General features: G+C 63.7%; 20 protein-coding genes. 13 read left to right on the plus strand and 7 right to left on the minus strand.

What is annotated here, in order from left to right; all coding sequences use genetic code 11:
- Positions 1-1,275 (plus strand): SGNH/GDSL hydrolase family protein (locus P9M14_12215; GenBank protein MDP8256505.1); only part of this gene is annotated, 1,275 nt, incomplete at its 5' end.
- On the opposite strand, the gene tdh is transcribed toward P9M14_12215, so the two are convergent.
- Complete coding sequence (gene tdh / locus P9M14_12220) at positions 1,272-2,324, minus strand: L-threonine 3-dehydrogenase (protein MDP8256506.1); 1,053 nt, start codon at positions 2,322-2,324, stop codon at positions 1,272-1,274. The genes P9M14_12215 and tdh overlap by 4 nt on opposite strands.
- A gap of 103 nt (positions 2,325-2,427) precedes the next feature.
- Between tdh and P9M14_12225 the strand changes: the two genes are divergently transcribed.
- On the plus strand, positions 2,428-4,005 hold the full coding sequence (locus tag P9M14_12225; GenBank protein MDP8256507.1) for a radical SAM protein: 1,578 nt from the start codon (positions 2,428-2,430) through the stop codon (positions 4,003-4,005).
- Positions 4,006-4,053: 48 nt separating this feature from the next.
- The gene (locus tag P9M14_12230; GenBank protein ID MDP8256508.1) at positions 4,054-4,545 is read left to right on the plus strand and encodes a hypothetical protein; all 492 of its coding nucleotides are present in this window, start codon (positions 4,054-4,056) and stop codon (positions 4,543-4,545) included.
- A 168-nt stretch (positions 4,546-4,713) separates the two neighbouring features.
- On the opposite strand, the gene rplS is transcribed toward P9M14_12230, so the two are convergent.
- From rplS to ffh, 6 genes are all read right to left on the minus strand, one after another.
- On the minus strand, positions 4,714-5,061 hold the full coding sequence (gene rplS, locus P9M14_12235; protein ID MDP8256509.1) for a 50S ribosomal protein L19: 348 nt from the start codon (positions 5,059-5,061) through the stop codon (positions 4,714-4,716).
- Between the two features lie 89 nt (positions 5,062-5,150).
- Positions 5,151-5,834: a tRNA (guanosine(37)-N1)-methyltransferase TrmD gene (gene trmD, locus P9M14_12240; GenBank protein MDP8256510.1), complete on the minus strand. Its 684-nt coding sequence runs from the start codon at positions 5,832-5,834 to the stop codon at positions 5,151-5,153.
- A gap of 4 nt (positions 5,835-5,838) precedes the next feature.
- Entirely contained in the window at positions 5,839-6,381 is a 543-nt protein-coding gene (rimM, locus tag P9M14_12245) for a ribosome maturation factor RimM (protein ID MDP8256511.1), read from the minus strand.
- A gap of 8 nt (positions 6,382-6,389) precedes the next feature.
- Positions 6,390-6,620, minus strand: coding sequence for a KH domain-containing protein (locus P9M14_12250; GenBank protein ID MDP8256512.1), 231 nt, complete (start codon positions 6,618-6,620; stop codon positions 6,390-6,392).
- A gap of 49 nt (positions 6,621-6,669) precedes the next feature.
- Complete coding sequence (gene rpsP / locus P9M14_12255) at positions 6,670-6,945, minus strand: 30S ribosomal protein S16 (GenBank protein ID MDP8256513.1); 276 nt, start codon at positions 6,943-6,945, stop codon at positions 6,670-6,672.
- A 19-nt stretch (positions 6,946-6,964) separates the two neighbouring features.
- A complete protein-coding gene (ffh, locus tag P9M14_12260) occupies positions 6,965-8,305 on the minus strand; it encodes a signal recognition particle protein (GenBank protein MDP8256514.1) in 1,341 nt (446 codons plus the stop codon).
- A 136-nt stretch (positions 8,306-8,441) separates the two neighbouring features.
- On the opposite strand from ffh, the gene P9M14_12265 reads away from it, so the two are divergent.
- The 10 genes from P9M14_12265 to P9M14_12310 all read left to right on the plus strand — a co-directional run bounded on the left by P9M14_12265 (position 8,442) and on the right by P9M14_12310 (position 19,786).
- Positions 8,442-9,440 (plus strand): prolipoprotein diacylglyceryl transferase, encoded by a 999-nt coding sequence (locus tag P9M14_12265; protein MDP8256515.1) that lies wholly within the window; start codon positions 8,442-8,444, stop codon positions 9,438-9,440.
- Between the two features lie 25 nt (positions 9,441-9,465).
- On the plus strand, positions 9,466-10,986 hold the full coding sequence (locus tag P9M14_12270) for a poly-beta-1,6-N-acetyl-D-glucosamine N-deacetylase PgaB (protein MDP8256516.1): 1,521 nt from the start codon (positions 9,466-9,468) through the stop codon (positions 10,984-10,986).
- The gene (locus P9M14_12275) at positions 10,983-11,147 is read left to right on the plus strand and encodes a hypothetical protein (protein MDP8256517.1); all 165 of its coding nucleotides are present in this window, start codon (positions 10,983-10,985) and stop codon (positions 11,145-11,147) included. Before P9M14_12270 ends, P9M14_12275 begins: the two co-directional genes overlap by 4 nt.
- 66 nt (positions 11,148-11,213) lie before the next feature.
- A complete protein-coding gene (locus tag P9M14_12280) occupies positions 11,214-12,200 on the plus strand; it encodes a hypothetical protein (GenBank protein ID MDP8256518.1) in 987 nt (328 codons plus the stop codon).
- Positions 12,201-12,219: 19 nt separating this feature from the next.
- Complete coding sequence (locus tag P9M14_12285) at positions 12,220-13,497, plus strand: hypothetical protein (GenBank protein MDP8256519.1); 1,278 nt, start codon at positions 12,220-12,222, stop codon at positions 13,495-13,497.
- Positions 13,498-13,645: 148 nt separating this feature from the next.
- Positions 13,646-14,644, plus strand: coding sequence for a type I glyceraldehyde-3-phosphate dehydrogenase (gene gap / locus P9M14_12290; GenBank protein MDP8256520.1), 999 nt, complete (start codon positions 13,646-13,648; stop codon positions 14,642-14,644).
- 81 nt (positions 14,645-14,725) lie between these two features.
- Positions 14,726-15,910 (plus strand): phosphoglycerate kinase, encoded by a 1,185-nt coding sequence (locus P9M14_12295; protein ID MDP8256521.1) that lies wholly within the window; start codon positions 14,726-14,728, stop codon positions 15,908-15,910.
- Between the two features lie 38 nt (positions 15,911-15,948).
- Positions 15,949-16,704, plus strand: coding sequence for a triose-phosphate isomerase (gene tpiA, locus P9M14_12300; protein ID MDP8256522.1), 756 nt, complete (start codon positions 15,949-15,951; stop codon positions 16,702-16,704).
- A 70-nt stretch (positions 16,705-16,774) separates the two neighbouring features.
- Complete coding sequence (locus P9M14_12305) at positions 16,775-17,566, plus strand: NYN domain-containing protein (protein MDP8256523.1); 792 nt, start codon at positions 16,775-16,777, stop codon at positions 17,564-17,566.
- 120 nt (positions 17,567-17,686) lie between these two features.
- Positions 17,687-19,786: a glycoside hydrolase family 31 protein gene (locus P9M14_12310; GenBank protein ID MDP8256524.1), complete on the plus strand. Its 2,100-nt coding sequence runs from the start codon at positions 17,687-17,689 to the stop codon at positions 19,784-19,786.
- Positions 19,787-19,801 lie beyond the last annotated feature (15 nt).

Raw genomic sequence — 19,801 nt, forward strand, 5'->3', positions numbered from 1 at the left:
ATCGTGCTCACGGCCGCCGGATGTTTGCTGCTGCTGTGCGCGCTGGTCTACGGCCCGACTCTGCTCGGAATGTTGAGTGCGGATCTGCCGGGCAAAGCGCGCCAGGGAGCGCTGGCCGACAGCCGACTATGGTTCGCGCTGCTCGGGCTGTTGGCGTTGCTCGCAGCGCGCCTATCCGCGCCGCGCATCGACAAGCTCGACGACCGTAAGGCTCAGCGTCGTCGCAGCAACCTGGTGCTGTTCCTCGTGGCTCTGCTGCTGCCGCTTTGCGCATCCGAGCTGACGTTGCGACCGTTCTCCAAGGCGCACTACTACCGGGCGATCACCCAGCACGATTCGGAACTGGGCTGGCGCAATAAGTCCGACGTTCGCGTGCAGCGCCAACGGGGCGTGGTCCAGCTCAACAGCAAGGGGTTGCGCAACCCGGAGATCGACTACGCCAAACCAGCGGGCGTTCAGCGGATCATGTTCCTCGGAGATTCGGTGGCATTCGGATCGGGCTTGCCCGGCGAACGCTACACATTCGCGTACGTGACCACCCAGATGCTCAAGCAGCGCGGCTATACGTCGTTGGAATATTTAAACGCCGGGGTCGAGGGCTACTCGCCGTGGCAGGAGCTGATCTACCTTCGGCGCGAGGGGCTGCGTTTCGACCCGGACTGCGTGGTGCTGTGCTTTGTGCTCAACGATCTGGTGGAGAAGTTCACCCTGCGCCGCTTCGGCGGCGAGCGCGAGGCCGTGCAGGTCCCCCCGCTGTACAGGCGGATCACCGACAGGCTGTGCGCGGCCTCGGCGATATTTTATTTCGGCCGACAGCTCAGCGCGCGGCTGCGCCTGGGAAGCGACGTGCAACGCGGGGCCTCGCTGCTCCAGACCGAGTCGGTGCTCAAGCTGGCCCGCGGGGGGCGCTCGCCGGAGTTCGACGAGGCCTGGCGGATTACGTTGGAGAACGTGGACGGGATCGTCGAGCTGTGCCGCGAGCACAAGGTCAAGCTGATGATCGCGCTGTTTCCCTACAAGTTTCAGTTTATGGACCCACAGGGCCTGACCCAACCTCAGCAGCGGATGCTCGCATTTGCGGCGCAGCGCTCAGTGCCGGCCATCGACCTGCTGGGCCCGCTGCAGCAGCAGGCTGAGCAAAACAACGTGACCGTGCTCGACCTGTTCTGGGACGATGTGCACCCCTCGGCCGCGGGCAGCTTCTTTATCGCCATTACGTTGGCCGAGTTCATTACGACCCAGGGCCTGCTCGAACCGGGCGCGCCGACCGATTAGAAGTCAGGGATTAGGACAACCTTACCCGACTGCCCCTCGGACATCAGCCGCAGCCCCTCCTCGAAACGGCTCATCGGCAGCTGGTGGGTGATCACCGGCCGAATATCGAGGCGACCCGAGTTGAGCAGGCGTGAGGCCTGGAACCAGGTGTCGAAGATCTTGCGGCCGGAGATGCCGTAGATCTTTGCGCCGCGGAAGATCACCGCGTCGGCAAGGTCGATCTGCACCGGTCCCGGCGGCAATCCGAACAGGCTGACCGATCCGCCGTAGGCCAGCAGCTCGAAGCCGATGCGGATCGCGTTGGGGTTGCCGCTCATCTCGAGCAGTACGTCGGCCATGTGGCCGCCGGTGATCTCGCGGAAGCGCTCGACCGTCGAGTCTTGCTTGGGGTTGAGCACCTCGTCGGCGCCCATGCGATACCCCAGCTGCGCGCGGAAGGCGTTGGGCTCGATACCGATCACGTGGCTGGCGCCCATCACTTTGGCGATGGCCACGGCGAATAGGCCGAAGGGACCAAGGCCCGTGACCGCGACGATTCTGCCGGTCAGCTCGTGTTCGGTGGCCGCGTAGACCGCGTTGCCCAGGGGCTCTTGCAGGCAGGCGATCTCCGGCGACATGCCTGGCGGATTTTTCCAGGCGCACTTGGCCGGGAATGAAACGTACTTGGCGAAACAGCCGTCGAAGTCCACGCCGAGGATCTTGGTGTTGGGGCAGTAGTGGGCCTGGTTGCGCCGGCACTGATCGCATTTGCCGCAGGTCCAATGCGTCTCGGCCGAGACCATGTCTCCCACCGCGACGTTGGTCACCTTGGCGCCGACCTCGATCACGCGACCGGCCAGCTCGTGGCCGACGATCCGCGGCGGCTTGATCCGACCGGCCGACCACTGGTCCCAGTTGTAGATGTGCAGGTCCGTGCCACAGATGCTCGCGGCCAGCACCTCGACCAGCACGTCCTTGGAGCCGGGTTGGGGAATCGGCCGTTGTTGCAGCTCCAGGCCCGGTCCGGGCTCGGGTTTGACGATGGCCTTCATTGACTCAGTGCTTGCCATCTGTTCCTCCGATCGATGCGCACTCCGGGCCCTGGATCCGCCTGCGATGGGGTACAATGCGTTCGTGTCAAAGGCCCGTAAACAGCGTAGTGGTCGGTCCGGGGTGTCAGGGGTAAGGGCGCGCCGCGCAACGGCGGGCTCAGCCTGTAAAACGGTTTTAGTCTACCCCAACAAACGCCAGATCGCCATGACCAACCTGGGGTTCACCTGGGTGCGCGAGCTGCTCGATCGGCTGCCCGGAGTAAGCTGCGAGAGCGCGGTGCTCGACCCGGATAACGGCCGCACATTGAGCCTGGAGAGCGGGTCGCCGCTGAGCGAGTTCGACCTGGTGGCGTTCTCGCAAAGCTTCGAACTCGACCACTTGAACGTGGTCGGCATGCTGCGCGCGGGCGGGGTCGAGCCGCTGGCCCAAGCACGGCCCGCCGGAGCGCCCTACGTTATCGCCGGAGGGATCGCCGCGGCGATCAACCCCGAGCCGTTGGCGCAAATCGTCGACGCCTTTGCCTTGGGCGAGGCCGAGGCGCTGCTGCCAAAGCTTGGTCCGTTTCTGGCCCAGGGCCCGGACCGCATCGAGCGCGCACGCTGGTTGCGCGAGCTGGCCGACCTACCGGGAATCTACGTGCCGCGCTTCTATCGTTGGGATCCGCTACGCGGGCACTTGCCCGAGCCCGGCCTGTTGCGGCGCGTGCGTTATTTGCGTTGCGAGGCAGCGCCGGAGGAGGTGCCGGTCTCGCCCGCGGGCGCAGGGACATCGCAGTTCGGCGACGCGTTGATCGTCGAGGTCGGCCGTGGCTGCGGCCGCGGTTGCCGGTTCTGCGTTGCGGGCCGGATCTATCGTCCGGTGCGCTTCCAGCCCATGGCGCGGCTGCGCGAGGTGATCGATCGCCGACTTATACCAGGCCGTGAGATCGGCTTGCAGGGCACCGCGGTCAGCGACCACCCGCAGATCGCCGAGCTGATTCGCGAGCTGGCCGACGAGGGCCACCGCGTGAGCCTGAGCTCGATCAGGGCCGGGTCGTTTGGCCCTGAACAATACGCCGATCTGGCGCGCTCGGGATTGCAGCAGGTGGCCCTGGCGCCCGAGGCCGGCAGCGAGCGGCTGCGCGGCCTGATGGGCAAACGCATCGATGACGAGGTGTTTGTGGCCGAGGCCGAACAGATCGCCGCGGCGGGCATCAAACGGGTCAAGCTGTACTTCATGAGCGGACTGCCGACCCAGACCGCGGCCGATGTCGAGGCCGTGGCCGCGCTCGCGCGGCGGATTCGGGGCGTTGCGGGCAACAGGCTGCGCGTGCTGGTCGGCCTGACGCCGTTCGTGCCCAAGCCGCACACCGAACTGCAATGGCACCCATATGCGCACCCTAAAGAACATGCGGCCATGGTCCGGCGCGTGCGCGAACTGTTGCGCCATGAGCGCGGGATCTCGGTCAGCGCGGAGTCGGCGCGCCTCTCGCAGGTTCAATCGCTGCTGGCGCGCGGTGATCGCGATCTGTATCCGTTGCTGCATAGCGGCGAAAAGGGAATCAGCGCCGCGTTGCGCGCCTGGGGCGGAAAGATCGACGAGCACACCGGAAGGCCGCGCAAGGCGGACGAGCCGTTCCCCTGGGAGATCGTCGACGTCGGTGTTGAACGCGGCCTGCTCTACCAGGGATATCAGCGCGTGATCGAGGCCACGGATTAACATCCGGACCCGATGTAGTGTGCAAAGAAAATTGGAGTGGAGGCGCCTATGACGGTCGGCGGCAGGATGCGCGCGTTGACGATCGCCGGACTGGTCTGCCTGGGCCTGGCCGGATCGATATTACACATTGGCCTTCACTTCCCCTACGACCAGGGCCTGCTCTACACCTACCTGATTCCGATTGTCTCGCTGTTGCTATCGGTGTTGGTGGTGCCGCTGCTGTTCGGCTTGCGGCGTAGCGCCTGGGCGCAGTTGCTCAACGGCATGACCTCCATCGTCGGCATTGTCAGTATGAGCCACTTCTGGCTGGCCACCGGGCGCAACACTTTGGCCGATTCGCTGATCCTGATAACCAAATGGGCTCTGGGCCAGCTGCTGTTTGAGGCTGAGCTGGACTTTCGCGCCGGACGCGCCTGGAACGCGCAGGCCAGGCGACCCAAGTGGTGGCGTTTCCTGCGGCCGGTCTGGTGGCTGATCCACCTGGTCGCCATCGCAGCGGTCTACGCCCTGGGCGTGATCGTTCTGGGCGGGGAGGGTTAGATGCTGAGCAAGATCTTCTGGCCCAAGGTCGGCTGGTTCGTGCTGCACGCGCTGGCCGTGGCGCTGTTCCTGGCCCTGGCCGCCGCCGTCAGATTCTAATCAGGCTCACCCGAAAAAAAGCCGCGCCCGATCGCAGGCGCGGCCTTGGATTGGTAATTTTGTCGAAGATTATTTAAAGCGCTTCTCTTTGATGCGGGCGGCTTTGCCGCGGCGATCGCGCAGGTAGTAGAGCTTGGCGCGGCGCACGGCCCCGTGGCGCACCAGCTCGACCTTGTCGATCGTCGGGCTGTGAACGGGGAAGATGCGCTCCACGCCGATGCCGAAACTGACCTTGCGTACGGTGAAGGTCGCGCGGTTGCGGCCGTGCTTGATGCGGATTACTACGCCCTCGAAAACCTGGATCCGCTCTTTTTCGCCTTCTCTGATCTTGGCGTGAACGCGAACGGTGTCGCCCGGGGCAAATGTCGGATGCTGGGCTGTCTCTTCGGATTTTTCGTAGACGATTATGGGGTCCATCATCGCCTCCTGTAATTTATGTTCGTATTCCCCTGCGCCGCGTGTTCGAACCGAACGAGCGCGCTAGGGGGTGAGGGCAGAAATGATACTCATTTTTTCGTTTCGTGCAAGAGGTCGGGCCGTCTTTTAGCGGTTCGCAGCCTGCTTTGCTCGCGGCGCCAGGCTGCGATGCGCCGATGATCGCCCGAGAGCAGCACCTCGGGAACGCCGCGTCCGGCGTAAATCCGCGGTCTGGTGTACTGCTGATATTCCAGTTGCTCGGGGAAACTTTCGGTCGCCAGGGACTCGGCGTTGCCAAGCACGCCCGGGACCAGCCGACCCACAGCGTCGATCACCACCATTGCCGCGGGCTCGCCGCCGGTGAGCACGTAGTCGCCGATCGACAGCTCGAAATCGCAGTACCCCTCGGCCACCCGCTCGTCGACCCCCTCGTAGCGGCCGCAGATCAAGACCAGCCCGCGTTGTGCGGATAGTTCGCGGGCCAGGTTCTGGTCCAGGGTTCGGCCCTGAGCCGAAAGTAGGGCGGTGGACAGCCCCTTGCGGCGGCCGCGGATCTTGCGCAGGGCGCGGGCGATCGGCTCGACCTTCATCACCATCCCCGGCCCGCCGCCGAACGGGTAGTCGTCGGTGGTGCGGTGGCGGTCAACGGTATAGGCGCGCAGGTCGTGGATGCGGATGTCGAGGATTCCGCTCTGCTGGGCGCGGCGGATGATTCCCTCGCGCAGAAAGCCGTCGAACATTTCGGGGAAGATTGTCAGCACGTCAATGCGCACCGGTTCAGGCCTCGTCGTCCTCGAGCAGGCCGGGCAGCAGCCGCACGCGGATCAGACCCTGCTCGGGCAGCACCTCGAGCACCACCTGAGGGATGTTGGGCAGCAGCAGCTCGCGCCCCTGCGCGTCGCGCACTACCAGCACGTCGTTGGCCCCGGTCTCTAACAGGTCGGTCACCTTGCCCAACGTCCGGCCGTCGTGCTCGACGACCTGCAGACCGACCAAGTCTTGCCAGTAGTGCCGGTCCTCGTCGTCGGCCGGGGCGTCGTCGCGGTGCATCAGCACCTCGCAGCCGATCAGCTCTTGGGCGCGCTGGAGCGAGTCGATCTGCGCCAGCTGGACCCGCACCATCGCGCCCTTGAGCGGGAGCACGCGTTGTAGTTCGCGCTTCACCTCGCCGCCTTGTTCCACGACGTAGACCGCGCGCAACGAGTCGATATGCTCGGATTGCGGGTTGTACAGCTTGAGCCGCAGCTCTCCGCGCAGGCCGACCGTCTTGGTCAGGCGGCCTAGGGGGATTAGCCCGGAACCCCTGCCGCGCTCGGGCATTAGGGCGCCTATTCGAGAATGTCGAGCACTGAACGCTTGCCCGACTTGGTGCTTGCGGCTGAAAGAATCGTGCGCATCGCGCGGGCCGTGCGGCCGTTCTTGCCGATGACTTTGCCCAGGTCGTCCGGCGCGACTCGCAGCTCGAGAACCAGCGTGCGTTCGCTGTCTACGTCGCTGACCTGTACGTCGTTGGGATTGTCGACCAGCGCCTTTGCCAGATATTCAATTAATTGTTTCATAATGTCATCGCCCCGCCCGCAGCCGATAGACCACGGGCGGGATAGCGTGCTAGTTGCTGGCCTCGGCCGCGGGCTTTTTCAGCATCCCGGCCTTGCGCAGTAAAACAGCCACAGTTTGGGTCGGTTTCGCCCCCTGCTGCAGCCAGTAGCTGACGCGGTCGGTTTTGAGGCGGACCTTGTCCTTCTCTTCGACCTGCCTGGGATTGTAGCTGCCGAGGATTTCCAGCTCTTTGCCGTCGCGCTTGGAAAGGCGCTCCGCGGCCACGATGCGGTAGTGCGGCTCATGCTTGCCGCCTACGCGTTTCAACCTGATTTTAACCGCCATTTATCTCGCTCCTGTTGTGTCATCCAAGTCCGGGGATCATACCCCCGAACCCCTTGCCACCCGAGGCCTTGCTCATTTTTTGGATCATCTTCTTGGCCTGGGCGTACTTTTTGATCAGTGCGTTTACGTCTTGGATCGTGGTTCCCGAGCCGCGCGCGATGCGCTTGCGCCGACTGCCGTTGAGGATCTGATGCTGGCGTCGTTCGTGGGGAGTCATCGAATTGATGATCGCCTCGATCTTGATCAGCTCGCGCTCGTCGGGCTCGAAATCCTTCATTGCTTTTTTCATCTTGCCCACGCCGGGCAGCATCGACATCAGCTGTCCGATTCCGCCCATCTGGCGCAGTTGCACCAGCTGGTCGCGGAAGTCCTCGAGGGTGAACTCGTTCTTGCGCAGCTTGCGCTCGAGCTCGCGGGCCTTTTCCTCGTCCATCGACTGTTCGGCGCGCTCGATGAGCGTCATCACGTCGCCCATGTCGAGGATCCGCCCGGCCATGCGTTCGGGGTGGAACACCTCCAGCGCGTCGAGCTTCTCGCCCACGCCGACGAACTTCACCGGCTTGCCCGTGACCGACTTGATCGACAGCGCCGCGCCGCCGCGGGCGTCGCCGTCCATCTTAGTCAGCACCACGCCGGTGATCTCGAGCCGCTCGTTGAATTCCTTGGCAACGTTGACCGCGTCCTGGCCGGTCATCGAGTCGGCGACGAACAAGATTTCTTTGGGGTCGACCGCCTTTTTAATGCGGACGACCTCGTTCATCATCTGTTCGTCGATCTGCAGTCGGCCCGCGGTGTCGATCAGCAGCACGTCGAACCCGTTGTGTTCGGCGTAATCGTGGGCCTGCTTGCAGATTTTGACCGGATCGTCGCTGGTCTTGGAATCCCAGATCGGCAGGCCCAGCTGGTCGGCGAGGGCTTTGAGCTGGTCGATGGCGGCCGGACGGTAGACGTCGGCGGGCACCAGGAACGGGTTGCGCCCCTTTTGCTTGAGGTGCTTGCCCAGCTTGCCGATCGAGGTCGTTTTACCAGAGCCCTGCAAACCTACGAGCATTATCGATACCGGCGGCCGTCCGGCGAGGTTGATCTCGCTGGCGCGGCTGCCCATCAGGGCGGTCAGCTCCTCGTTGACGATCTTGACGAACTGCTGGCCCGGGGTGAGGCTGCCCATCACCTCCTGGCCCAGGGCGCGTTCGCGCACGAGGTCGATGAACTCGCGCACAACGCGGAAGTTCACGTCGGCCTCGAGCAGCGACATCCGCACCTCTTTCAAGGCGTCCTGGATGTTCTTCTCGGAGAGCTTTCCGTGGCCCTTGAGACGTTTAAAGACGTCGCCGAGCTTATCTTGCAGGCTCTCGAACATACTTTCCCTTATGACCGGCTGTGTGTCGGCCGCAAAAAAGGTGTCTGAGGATAACAGATCAGCGCGGTGCGTCAAGCTGGCTGGAAACCTCGTTGCCGCGGTGTTAAACTCCGCGAACTTCGGAAAGGACGGAACTGTGCACCCCATACTGCTGCACATCGACGCGATAAATTATGAGCTGCGTTCTTACGGCGTAGCCATGGCCACGGCGTTCATCGTCTGCATCTATGCGGTCATGCGTCAGGCCAAACAGCGGCGGATGGAGCCGCTGGTGGTGCTCAATACCTGCTTCTGGATCGTGGTCGCCACCTTGATCGGCGGTCGGCTGCTCTACCTGATCACCCAGTTCGAGGACGTGTGGGAAAACACGGTCGATTCGTTTACCCCGATCTGGCAGCGCGGGGTGGTGGTGTTCGGCGGCGATTTGGGCGCCAACACGACCTACCTGGCCCAATACCTTTACAACTCCAAGTTCTGGCAAGGCGGCCTGGTTTTCTACGGCGGGTTCCTCGGAAGCTTTCTGGCGGCGATTCTCTACTTGCGGGTCTACGCCCGCAGGCGGCAACTGCCGGTTTTAGACCTGTTGGCCCCCTGGGTCGGCCTGGGTCTGGCGATCCACCGCGCGTTCGGCTGCTTTCTCAACGGCTGCTGCTACGGCCGTCCGGTGGAGCCGTTCACCGTGTTTGGCCGTAGCGTCGACCTCTCGCCGCTGATCGGCGTACACTTCCCCTATCTGCCCGATTTCGATCGCTGGCACTGGTCGGTGCGCGAGTACGGGATTTACCAGGCGGTCCATCCCACTCAACTCTACGAGTCGCTCAACGGGCTGATGATCTTCGGCGTACTGCTGTTGTGGCGGCGCAAGTGGCAGCGCGCCCACGGCGAGCTGGCCGGCCTGCTGCTGATGATCTACGCCTTCAACCGCTTCATCATCGAGTACTTCCGCGGCGACATGGTGCGCGGGGCGGTGGGGCTGTTCTCGACCAGCCAGTTCATCGGCTTCTTCGTCTTTAGCGTGGGCCTGCTTTTGCTGCTGATCTCTCGGCGGCGCGGGATCAAGCTGGGCAGCGCCCAGGAGGCGTTTTACGTCACCGTGCCCCCGGGCGCTCAAACGCCGCCAGCCTATACGTTTTAGCAATCCTGCGGGATAATCGATTTTAATGTCTATTCGCGCCTGCGCACTGGCGGCGACTATCGTCGCGGCACTGTTGTTCTCAGCTGCTTTCGCGGCTGACGATCCGCAGGCGCTGTACCTGCAGGGAGTGGAGCTGTTCCACCTCGAGCAGTGGCAGGGGAGCCTGGATCAGCTTGAGGCCGCGCTGGTTGCGACCACGCCGGCAGCGGCCTTTGCCCCCGACGCCACGTTCAAGGCCGCGGAGTGCCGCTATCGCCTCGGCGACCTCGGCGGCGCGCTCGAGGGATTCCGCGCCTATGTGGCGCACTATCCGCTGGGCGCCAACCGCCGGGCCAGCGAGCTGCGAATCGAGGCCATCGAGAGCAGCCTGGGCCGCTCGGATTTGGCCCCGCCCATTGTTCCCGGCGTTCTGGAGCAGCTTAACGCGGTGCGGCTGGAGCGAATTCGGGCCCGCGACTGGCCGACCCTCGAGGCCCGGCTGCTCGAGCTGTGGCGCGCCGGATTCAACGCGGTGGTGCTCGATGTGAGTCTACAGCCCGGAGCGGAGGGCCACGCACTGTTCGCTCCTGCGGAGCGCGGCGGGCTGTACTTTCCCGCACGCAACGCGCCGCTGGTTGGCGACCTGACCACGCGGCTGGTGCAGATCTGCCACAAGTACGGCCTGCGCATCTTTGCCCGAATGAGCACCCTGGACAGCCGTTGGCTGGTCAGCGCCGAGCCCGGTGTCGCCGACGTACGCTTCGACCTGGAGTCGGGCAAGCTGATGCGCGGCCAGCGGCTCGACCCTTTCAGCGAGCGCGCGTTGCAGCTACTGGAGGGAATGTACGAGGATCTGGGGGCCACGGGAGTCGACGGCGTGCTGCTGGCCGACGATTGGCGGATCGCCGAGCTCGAGGGATTCGGCCCGGCGGGCCTGGCCGCCTACAACGAGGCCTACGGCGAGCAGCTCGAACCGGGCTCGTGTTTTCTCGATCAAAGCCACGACGCCTATGGCCGAATCCACGTGGGGCGCTATTCCGAAGCCTTCGGCCGTTTCGCCGAGCTCAAGTCGCGACGGCTGATGCAGATCGCCACGAGACTGCACGCTGCGGCGCGGCGCAACAACCCTCGATGCGGATTGATCCTCGAGCTCGACCGCTCTTGCCTGATCGATCCCCAGAGGGCCAAGGCACGCCTGGGGCACGATTTTGGCCGGGCTGTCCAGTCCGAAGCCGACTACCTGCTGATCAGCTTGCACCACCGACGGATGCAGGCGGAACTGACCTTGACGGGCCAGCAGACCTTTAGTCTAATGCGACGAATTATCGAGCTGGGCGTCTCGCGGATCGAGCGCCCCGGACGTCTGGCGATCGAGCTGCAACTCGTGGACCAGGCTGCCTTCAGGCCGCTGCCCGGGTGGGAGCTCGAGGCGGAGCTGTTTGCAGTGCGCTCGCAAAAGCCGGTGAGTGTGCTGCTCACGCCATACTGGCCGGGAATAAAATGGCATGATCTGGGCCGGCTGCTCGGGAATCTCCCCGAGCCCTCGAAGATTAAGGAAGATCAATGAAACGCAACTGGCTGATTCAGCTGATGTTGGTTTTCACCGCGACGCTGTTCGCGCTGAGCTGCGGCGGACCCCAGGCAGGGACGCAGACGCCCAAGTCGAGCAAGGGCGTGGCGATCGTCTTTACCTCGTTCGTCACGGCCGAATACGGCCCCTGCGGTTGAAAGGGTAATCCTTCTGGCGGTCTTGCCAGAAAAGCAACGCGGATTAACGAACTAAAATCGCAGGGAGTGAACCCGATCGTCCTGGACGCGGGAAACCTGCTGTTCAAGTCCAGTAGGGCGATGACAGAAAATCGCGACAAGTCCCTGGCCCGGGCCCAGATGATCTGGGCCGCGACGAGCGCCATCGGACTCGACGCGTTCTGCCCCGGATCGATGGATTTTCTCGGCGGCCTGAAGCTGCTCGAGGGTTTTCGCGACCAGGGGAAGGTGCCGTTCCTCGCGGCCAATTTGAGCTATCCCGACGGCAAGCCGTTTGGCGACAAGCGCTACGTGGTGCTCGAGCGCAACGGCGTACGGGTCGGGATCTTCGGACTGGCCGGCAAATCGATCTTCAGCGAGCGAATGGACCTGATGATCGACCTCAAGGTCGGAGATCCGCTTGAGGCCGCGCGCCCGATCGTGCGTGAGCTCGAGGGCAAGTGCGACGTGATGTTGCTGCTCTCCGAGATGGACAAGGCCGAGATCGAGCGCTTCTGCGAGCTGTTTCCGCAGGTCAAATTCGTGATTGCAGGCAACCACGTGGTCGGATACTCCAGCCGCGCGCGTCGCATGGACGACACTTACGTGATGCAGGGCATATCGCGGGGCAAGAGTCTGTCGCGCCTTGATCTGAACGTGGTCAACGGCAACTTCGACCTGCGCGACTCCCGCGAATACGACGTGGCCAAACGCAGCTTCGAGCGTTACGACCGCGACTACAAGCGGATTATGGAGCAGACCTCAGGCGAGGATCCGGAGGAGTTCTTTGAGAACGACCAGCGCAAGCTAGCGCGTTACCGCCGGGTCAAGGAGAGCCGCGAGAAGTACACGCAAATGCTCGAGCAGCTTGATCCGAACCAGTCGAACTTCGCCGTGGGCACCATCAACCTTGGTAAATCCGTGACCGAGGATGCGATGGTTCAGGCGTTGATCGACGCCTATGAGCTCAAGTGGAGCTCGGACTACTCGACCGGCGGCAACACCCTGGGCACCAAAGCTCCGGATCCGCACTGAGTCGGAGGATTATCGATCGATGCAATCATCTGCCGGGCATCGTATTTCGCCGTTGCAGGGGTTCTTATGCGCGCTGCTGATCGCCGTTGGGATCTGCGGTTGCCCCTCGACGCAGCCTGGGCAACCCACTGCGTTGCCGCAGATGGCTGCGGGCTCGGAGCACTTGATAATTCTTAGCGCCGGCAGCGTACGCGCGATCCTCGATCCGCAAGACGACCAGGGCCGGTCTCTGGGCGGCTTCGGCCGCCGCGGCACCTATTTGCAACTCACGCGTCAGTCGGGCATCGACCCGGTGGTGCTCGACGCGGGCGACCTGCTGTTCAGCGCAGCGGCGCTGCCCCGCGACGATAAACGTCGGCGGGCCGATCTCGATCGCGCAGCGCTGATCATCGAGCTTTTAAACCTCAGCGGCCTGGACGCCTACGTGCCCGGCGAGATCGACATGGCCGCGGGCTGGGAGCAGTTCAGCGCACTGCGCTCCAGTGCGAGCTTTCCGTTTCTCGCGGCCAACCTGGTCCAGGAAGCGGGCAGCCCGGCCCTCGACGCGTTTGTGGTGATCAACCGCGGTGAAATAAAACTCGGGGTGTTCGGACTGGTCTCGCCCACGCTGTTTGCACAGACCCCGGCCGTGCTCTACGAGGGTCTGAGCGTCAGCGATCCGGTGACTGCCGGACGCAAGGCGGTCCACGACCTGCGCAACCGAGGCGTGGATCTGATAATAGCCCTGACGCACCTCGATCCGGCGCAGCTTGAGACCGTGGCGCGCGATGTACCTGGGATCAACCTGGCCCTGTCCGGCCATTCAGCATCAGGGGACCCGCCGTTGAACACTGCGCTGCATGGCCTGCCGGTAATCAGCGCCGGTAGCGGCAACACCCACCTGGCGCGGCTCGACGTGTTTCTGCTGCCCACAAAGAGCGAGGGCGGCGCGTCGCGGGAATTGCTCGACGGTACCCAGGGCAAGCGGCTGCGGCAAAGCTTTGATGAGGCCAACCGCGAGCTGCTGCGCATTGAGCGCGACGCGGGCCAAGGGTCGATCGACGATTTTCTCGCCCAAAGACCGGAGCAACACGAGCGCTATGGGCGGCTGCTCGCGCAGCGTAGCACGGCAGCCGAACAGCTCGGCGCGATCATGGGCCGCGATCACTTCGTGTTCAGCGCGGTGGCGCTGGACCGCACCATCGGCCGTGACAGGCAAATCGAGGAGACGATCATGCCCTGGCGCATTGCGCACGCGCCGGATACTATCCCCAACCAGGCCCTGCGGCAGGCGGAGGAAACGCCCCAGGACCTGTAGAGCCCCTTGACCGAGCACGAAGTATTTGATGTACTTTAACAACTCAGCTCTTGAAGAGGCCGCACAAGTACCTGTTTACATCTTGAGACACCCAACAGCCTCATAAGACAATTCATCGCGTGCGGCGTCTAGCCATATGGAGGAAGTAATGGCAGTGAAGATTGGGATTAATGGTTTCGGCCGTATTGGCCGCAGTTTCCTGCGCGCAATCGGCGGCCGGGACGACATCGATTGTGTCGCGATCAACGACCTGACCGACCCCAAGACCTTGGGCCACCTGTTCAAGTACGACAGCGTGATGGGTCCGTTCAACGGAACCATCGAGGTCGAATCCGATGCGATCATAATCAACGGCAAGCCGATCAAGGTGATGGCGACCAGGGACCCGGCGCAGCTGCCGTGGGCCGAGCTGGGCGTCGAGATCGTGCTTGAGGCCACGGGCCTGTTCCGCAGCGGTGAGACCGCGGGCAAGCATATCGCGGCCGGCGCCAAGCGCGTGGTGATCAGCGCTCCGGGCAAGGACATCGACGGGACCTTCGTAATGGGCGTCAACGAGGGCGACTACGATCCTGAGAAGCACTTCATCATCAGCAACGCCTCGTGCACGACCAACTGTCTGGCGCCGATCGCCAAGGTGCTCGACGAGACGGTGGGCATCGAGCACGGCCTGATGACCACGATCCACAGCTATACCAATGATCAGCGGCTTCTCGATTTTCCGCACAAGGATCTGCGCCGCGCCCGCGCGGCCGCGGTTTCGATGATCCCGACGACCACCGGCGCGGCCAAGGCCGTGGCCCTGGTGCTGCCGCAGCTCGAGGGCAAACTCAACGGCATCGCAATCCGTGTGCCCACTCCCAACGTCTCGCTGGTTGACCTGAATATCATCAGCTCCAGGGCGACGAGCGCCGAGCAGATCAACGGCGCGATTGCGCAGGCGGCCCAGGGCGCTCTCAAGCCCTACGTTCGTTACAGTGATGAGCCGCTGGTCTCGGTGGACTTCATGCAGGATCCGCACAGCTCGATTTTCGACGCAGAGAACACGATGGTGATCGGCGGGCGGATGGTCAAGGTGCTGGCCTGGTACGATAACGAGTGGGGCTACTCCTGCCGACTGGCCGATCTGATCGCCTACATCAGCAACTAAGTACACACCCCGGCGGCGCATGCGGAACCCTGTCCAGGGCCCTCGTATATTCGCCTGCCGACTGCGCACGGGAGCGCATAGATGGCTATTAAATACGTCGACGAGTTAGAGCTCGAGGAAAAACGGGTATTCATCCGCGCGGATCTCAACGTGCCGCTGGACGACCAGGGACAGATCACCGACGACACGCGCATCCGCGCTGTGCTGCCCACGATCAAATACGTGCTGAACAAGGGCGGCCTGGTTGTGCTGGCCAGCCATTTGGGGCGTCCCAGGGGCCAGCGCGTCGAGAAGTACAGCATGATGCCGGTGGCTGAGCGGCTCAACCAGCTGCTCGACCGTGAGGTAATCATGGCGCCCGACGTGGCCAGCGACGGGGTCAAGGTCGTGGCCGGCCAGCTTAAACCGGGCCAGGTGCTGCTGCTGGAGAACCTGCGCTTTCACCCCGGCGAGACCAAGAACGACGAGGCCTTCGCCCGCTCGCTGGCCGATATGTGCGACGTCTACGTCAACGACGCTTTCGGCGCCTCGCACCGCGCGCACGCCTCGATCGATCGGATCACACATTTCGTCTCCGAGAAGGCGGCGGGCTTTCTGTTGCGCAAGGAGATGAACTACTTCAGCCGCGTGCTGGACAAGCCGATCTCGCCTTTTATCGCAGTGCTCGGCGGGGCCAAGGTCTCGGACAAGATCGGAGTGATCGAGAACCTGCTCAAGCGCGTCGACTCGGTGCTGATCGGCGGCGGCATGGCCTACACCTTCCTCACGGCCCAGGGTTTCGACTGCGGCGAAAGCTTGGTCGAGCGCGAGCGGATCGAGGATGCCACGCGGATTATACGCCTGGCCAGGATCGAGGGGACCGGGTTGCTGCTGCCCGTGGATCACGTGGTGGCGCGCGAGGTCTCGGCGCAGGCCGACTCGCGTCTGGCCGACAACGACGACATCGGGCCGGGTTGGCGCGGCCTGGACATCGGCCCGCGGACCATCGAGAATTTCTGCGCGGTGATCGCCCGGGCGCGGACGATAGTCTGGAACGGGCCGATGGGCGTGTTCGAGATCGAACAGTTCAGCCGCGGCACGATGGCCGTGGCCAAGGCGGTGGCCGACGCCGACGCCACCAGCGTGATCGGCGGTGGCGACTCGGTGGCCGCGGTCAAGATCGCGGGGGTCGCCGACAAGATCAGTCACATTTCCACCGGCGGAGGCGCGAGCCTCGAGCTGCTCGAGGGCAAGCGGCTCCCGGGCATCGTCGCGCTGGAGAGCTAACCTGGACTAAGTAAAAAACCAGGTTTAAGGGGAATGCAATGAGACAGCCGCTGCTCGCGGGCAACTGGAAGATGAACAAGACAATCGGCCAGACTCGCGAATTTATCGAGCGCTTCGTGCCGCTGATCCGAGACGTATCGGAGCGTCAGGTGGCGATCATGCCGCCGTTCACTGCGCTGCCGGCGGTGGCGCAGTTGCTCAGCGGCGGCCCGGTGGCCTACGGCGCGCAGAACTGCGCAGGCGAGGCCGAGGGCGCGTACACCGGCGAGGTCAGCCCGCTGATGCTCGGCGACCTGGGATGCCGGTTCGTGATCATCGGCCACTCCGAGCGCCGCCGCTATTTCGGCGAGTCCAACGGCTCGTGCAACAAGAAGATCAGGCTGACGCTGCAGCACGACCTGACGCCGATCTACTGCATCGGCGAGACGCTGGACCAGCGCGAGGCCGACGAGACGCTGAAGACCATTGAGAACCAGGTTAAGACCGGGCTGGCAGGCATCGGCGAGCGCGTGAGCGAGATCGTCATTGCCTACGAGCCGATCTGGGCCATCGGCACCGGCGTGACCGCCACGCCTGAGCAGGTCCAGCAGGTCCACGGACACATTCGCAACATGGTCGCCGAGACCTACGGCTACTCCGGCGCCGAGGACCTGCGCATCATCTACGGCGGATCGGTCAAGCCCGACAACGTCGACGAACTGATGGCCCGGCCCGACGTGGACGGCGCGCTGGTCGGCGGGGCGAGCCTCGATCCCGATGACTTTGCGCGGATAGTGAAATTCAGCGATAAATAAAAACAGTTCAATTTACCCGTACGCCGATCGCGCTGATATAATTCGCGTGAACCGGCTGGAGGATATTTAAGTGTCTGAACGAGAACGCGATCTGGCGGTCTTCATCGATTTCGAGAATCTCGCCCTGGGTTTTAAGAACCGCAACGGCAAACAGTTCGAGATCCAGAAGGTTCTCGAGCGCCTGGTGGACAAGGGCAAGATCATAGTCAAGAAGGCTTACGCTGACTGGTCGCGCTATGCCAGCTACAAGCGGGAGCTGCACGAGGCGGCGATCGAGCTGATCGAGATCCCGCGGCGCTCGATGACCGGCAAGAACTCGGCCGACATCCGGCTGTGCGTGGACGCGATGGACCTGTGCTACTCCAAGGAGCACGTGGACACCTTCGTCATCGTCTCGGGCGACAGCGACTTCTCGCCGCTGGTGAGCAAGCTCAAAGAGAACGGCAAACACGTCATCGGTCTGGGCATGAAGGAATCGAGTTCCGACCTGCTGGTGGGCAACTGCGATGAGTTCATCTACTACGACGACCTGATGATGCCGCAGATCGCCGCGCCCAAGATCGACCCGGCGTTGCCCAAGAAGAAGCAGGAGGCCTTCCAGCTGCTGCTCGAGGCGGTGATCGCCCTGGTGCGCGAGAACAAGGACGTGCTCTACAGCTCGATGGTCAAAGATACGATGAAGCGCAAACGACCGAGCTTCAACGAGACCTACCACGGCTACCGTAGCTTCCAGGACCTGCTCGAGGACGCCCGGGAGAACAACCTGATCAAGCTCCATACGGACTCGCGCTCGGGCACCTACGTGGTTACCGGGTTCGGCCAGATGGAGCAATCCAACGGATCATCTCCAAGCCGCCGCTAGATTGCGGCGCGCACGCCCTTCTCTGAGACCGTCCGTCGGGTTAAACTGCGGTCGTTAAAACGATCACGGTTTGACGCCGACCCGATATTTTCGTCCAACGGACGGCGGAGGAGGGGGCCGATGGATTACAGAACTCACGCGCTGCTGGCCGTACTGGCCGCCTGTTTGCTACTGATCGCGGGTTGCCAAGGCGACGGGAGCACTGAGGGCGCCGACGGGCCGAACCTGGCCGCGGCCTCCTGCTCGTGGAGCTGGGCTCTTGAGGACGACGGCGCGCTGAGCATCAGCTGCGGCGAGCGCGAGATGCTGCGGCTGCTTGGCGCCGAGCGCCACCGTTTCGCGCCCGACGTCTCGATGCTCTTCGGACTGTTCGATCACCGCAAGGCCGGTGAAACTTCAGTCGAGCTGACCCTGGCCCAGGGCGATGACGAGATCGTGTTGCTCGACGGCGAGACGCAAGCCGGAGCGCTGAACTTTGAGTGGACGGCCCAGGGCGACCTGCGGGTGATCGTCGAGCTTGCCCAGGATTACGTCGGCTCCTCGATCAAGCTGCTGTGCGAGGCTGAGCCCGACGACATGTTCTGGGGCTTTGGCGAGCAGTACAACTTCATCGACTTCCGCGGCCGGTCCGTACCGATCTGGGTTTCGGAGCAGGGGCTGGGTCGCGACGAGGACCCGCTGCTGCCGTTCACCGGCGACCTGACCGACAGCTATTTTCCGATGCCGTACTTCATCGATCCGGCGGCCGGGCTTGGCTTCCTGCTCGAGAACAGCGAGTACTCGTACTTCGACCTGGGCCAGTCCGACCCGACGCAATGGAGCGTCGAGGTCTGGAACGGCGAACGCGCCTCATTCCTGCTGCTGCCCGGGCCGCAGCCGATCGACGTGGTGGCTCAGCTCACCGCCGAGGTCGGTAGGCCGAGCCAAACGCCGCCGGACTGGGCGTTCTCCGGAGTGCTACTCGCGGCCCAGGGCGGCGAGGACAACGTGCGCCGCCGTGCGCAGACCGCCATCGACGCCAAGGTGCCGCTCAGTGCAATGTGGGTCCAAGACTGGGTCGGTATTCGCCATTTCGGATTGGGGAACTACGGCGTGAAGTACCACTGGACCCAAGATCAGGAACTCTACCCCGAGCTGAACCTGTTGATCTCCGACCTGCGCGACCACGACATACGCTTTCTGGGCTACTTCAATCCGTTCGTGGTGCCGGCCTACGAGCACTACCAAGAGATGGCCGAACTGAACTATCTGATCCGTCGCAACACCGGACGGCCCTACAAATTCCTGATCAGCGTTTTCAGCGGCAGTCTGCTCGACGTGTCCAACCCGCTAGCTATCGAATACTTCCAGGGCTACGCCCAGGCTGCGGCCCAGATGGGGCAGGCGGGCTGGATGTGCGACTTCGGCGAGTGGCTGCCCTATGACGCGCAGCTCGCCGGCGGCTTTGCGCCCTCGTATCACAACCAGTACGCGACCCAGTGGCACCGCATCAACCGCGAGGTGCTCCAGGCCGCATACCCTGAGGGCGACTGGCTGATGCTCACCCGCAGCGGCTACACCTACGAACATCAGGTGGCCCAGGTGGTTTGGGCCGGCGACCAGGAGGCCGACTGGAACGAAAAGGACGGCCTGCCCACGGTTGTCAGGGCCGGGCTGAGCCTCGGCCTGAGCGGCGTGCCGTTCTTTACCCACGACATCGGCGGCTTCTCCGGCGGCCCGCGCACCAAGGAGCTGTTCCTGCGCTGGACCGAGCTGGGCGCGTTCACCCCGGTGATGCGTACCCACGACGGTCTGCTCAAGGAAGAGAACCACAGCTTCGACAGCGACGCCCAGACTCTCCAACACTTCTCGCGCATGGCCCGCATCCACGGCGCGCTGCTGCCGTACTTCATGCAGCTTGCGGACGAGGCAGTGCAACGCGGACTGCCGATGCTGCGTCACACCTGTCTGGTCGACCCCGACTGGAGCGGTTCGTATATTGCCCACGAGCAGTGGATGATCGGCAACGACCTGCTGTTCGCGCCGGTGGTGCGCAAGGGTGAGGATTGGGTGCAGGTGCTGTTCCCGCAGGGCCAGTGGGAACACCTGCTGACAGGCGAGCGCTTTGAGGGGCGCACTTCCGCGGTGGTGGACGCGCCGCTGGGCGCGCCGGCGGCGTTTGTGCGCGTGGGAGAACCGCTGGAGCTGCGGCGGCTGGTCCAAGAGGCGCTGGACGACTAGAGCGAAGCCGGTCCC

It is taken from the genome of Candidatus Alcyoniella australis (assembly GCA_030765605.1).
In the GTDB taxonomy this organism is placed as follows: Bacteria; Lernaellota; Lernaellaia; order JAVCCG01; family Alcyoniellaceae; genus Alcyoniella; species Alcyoniella australis.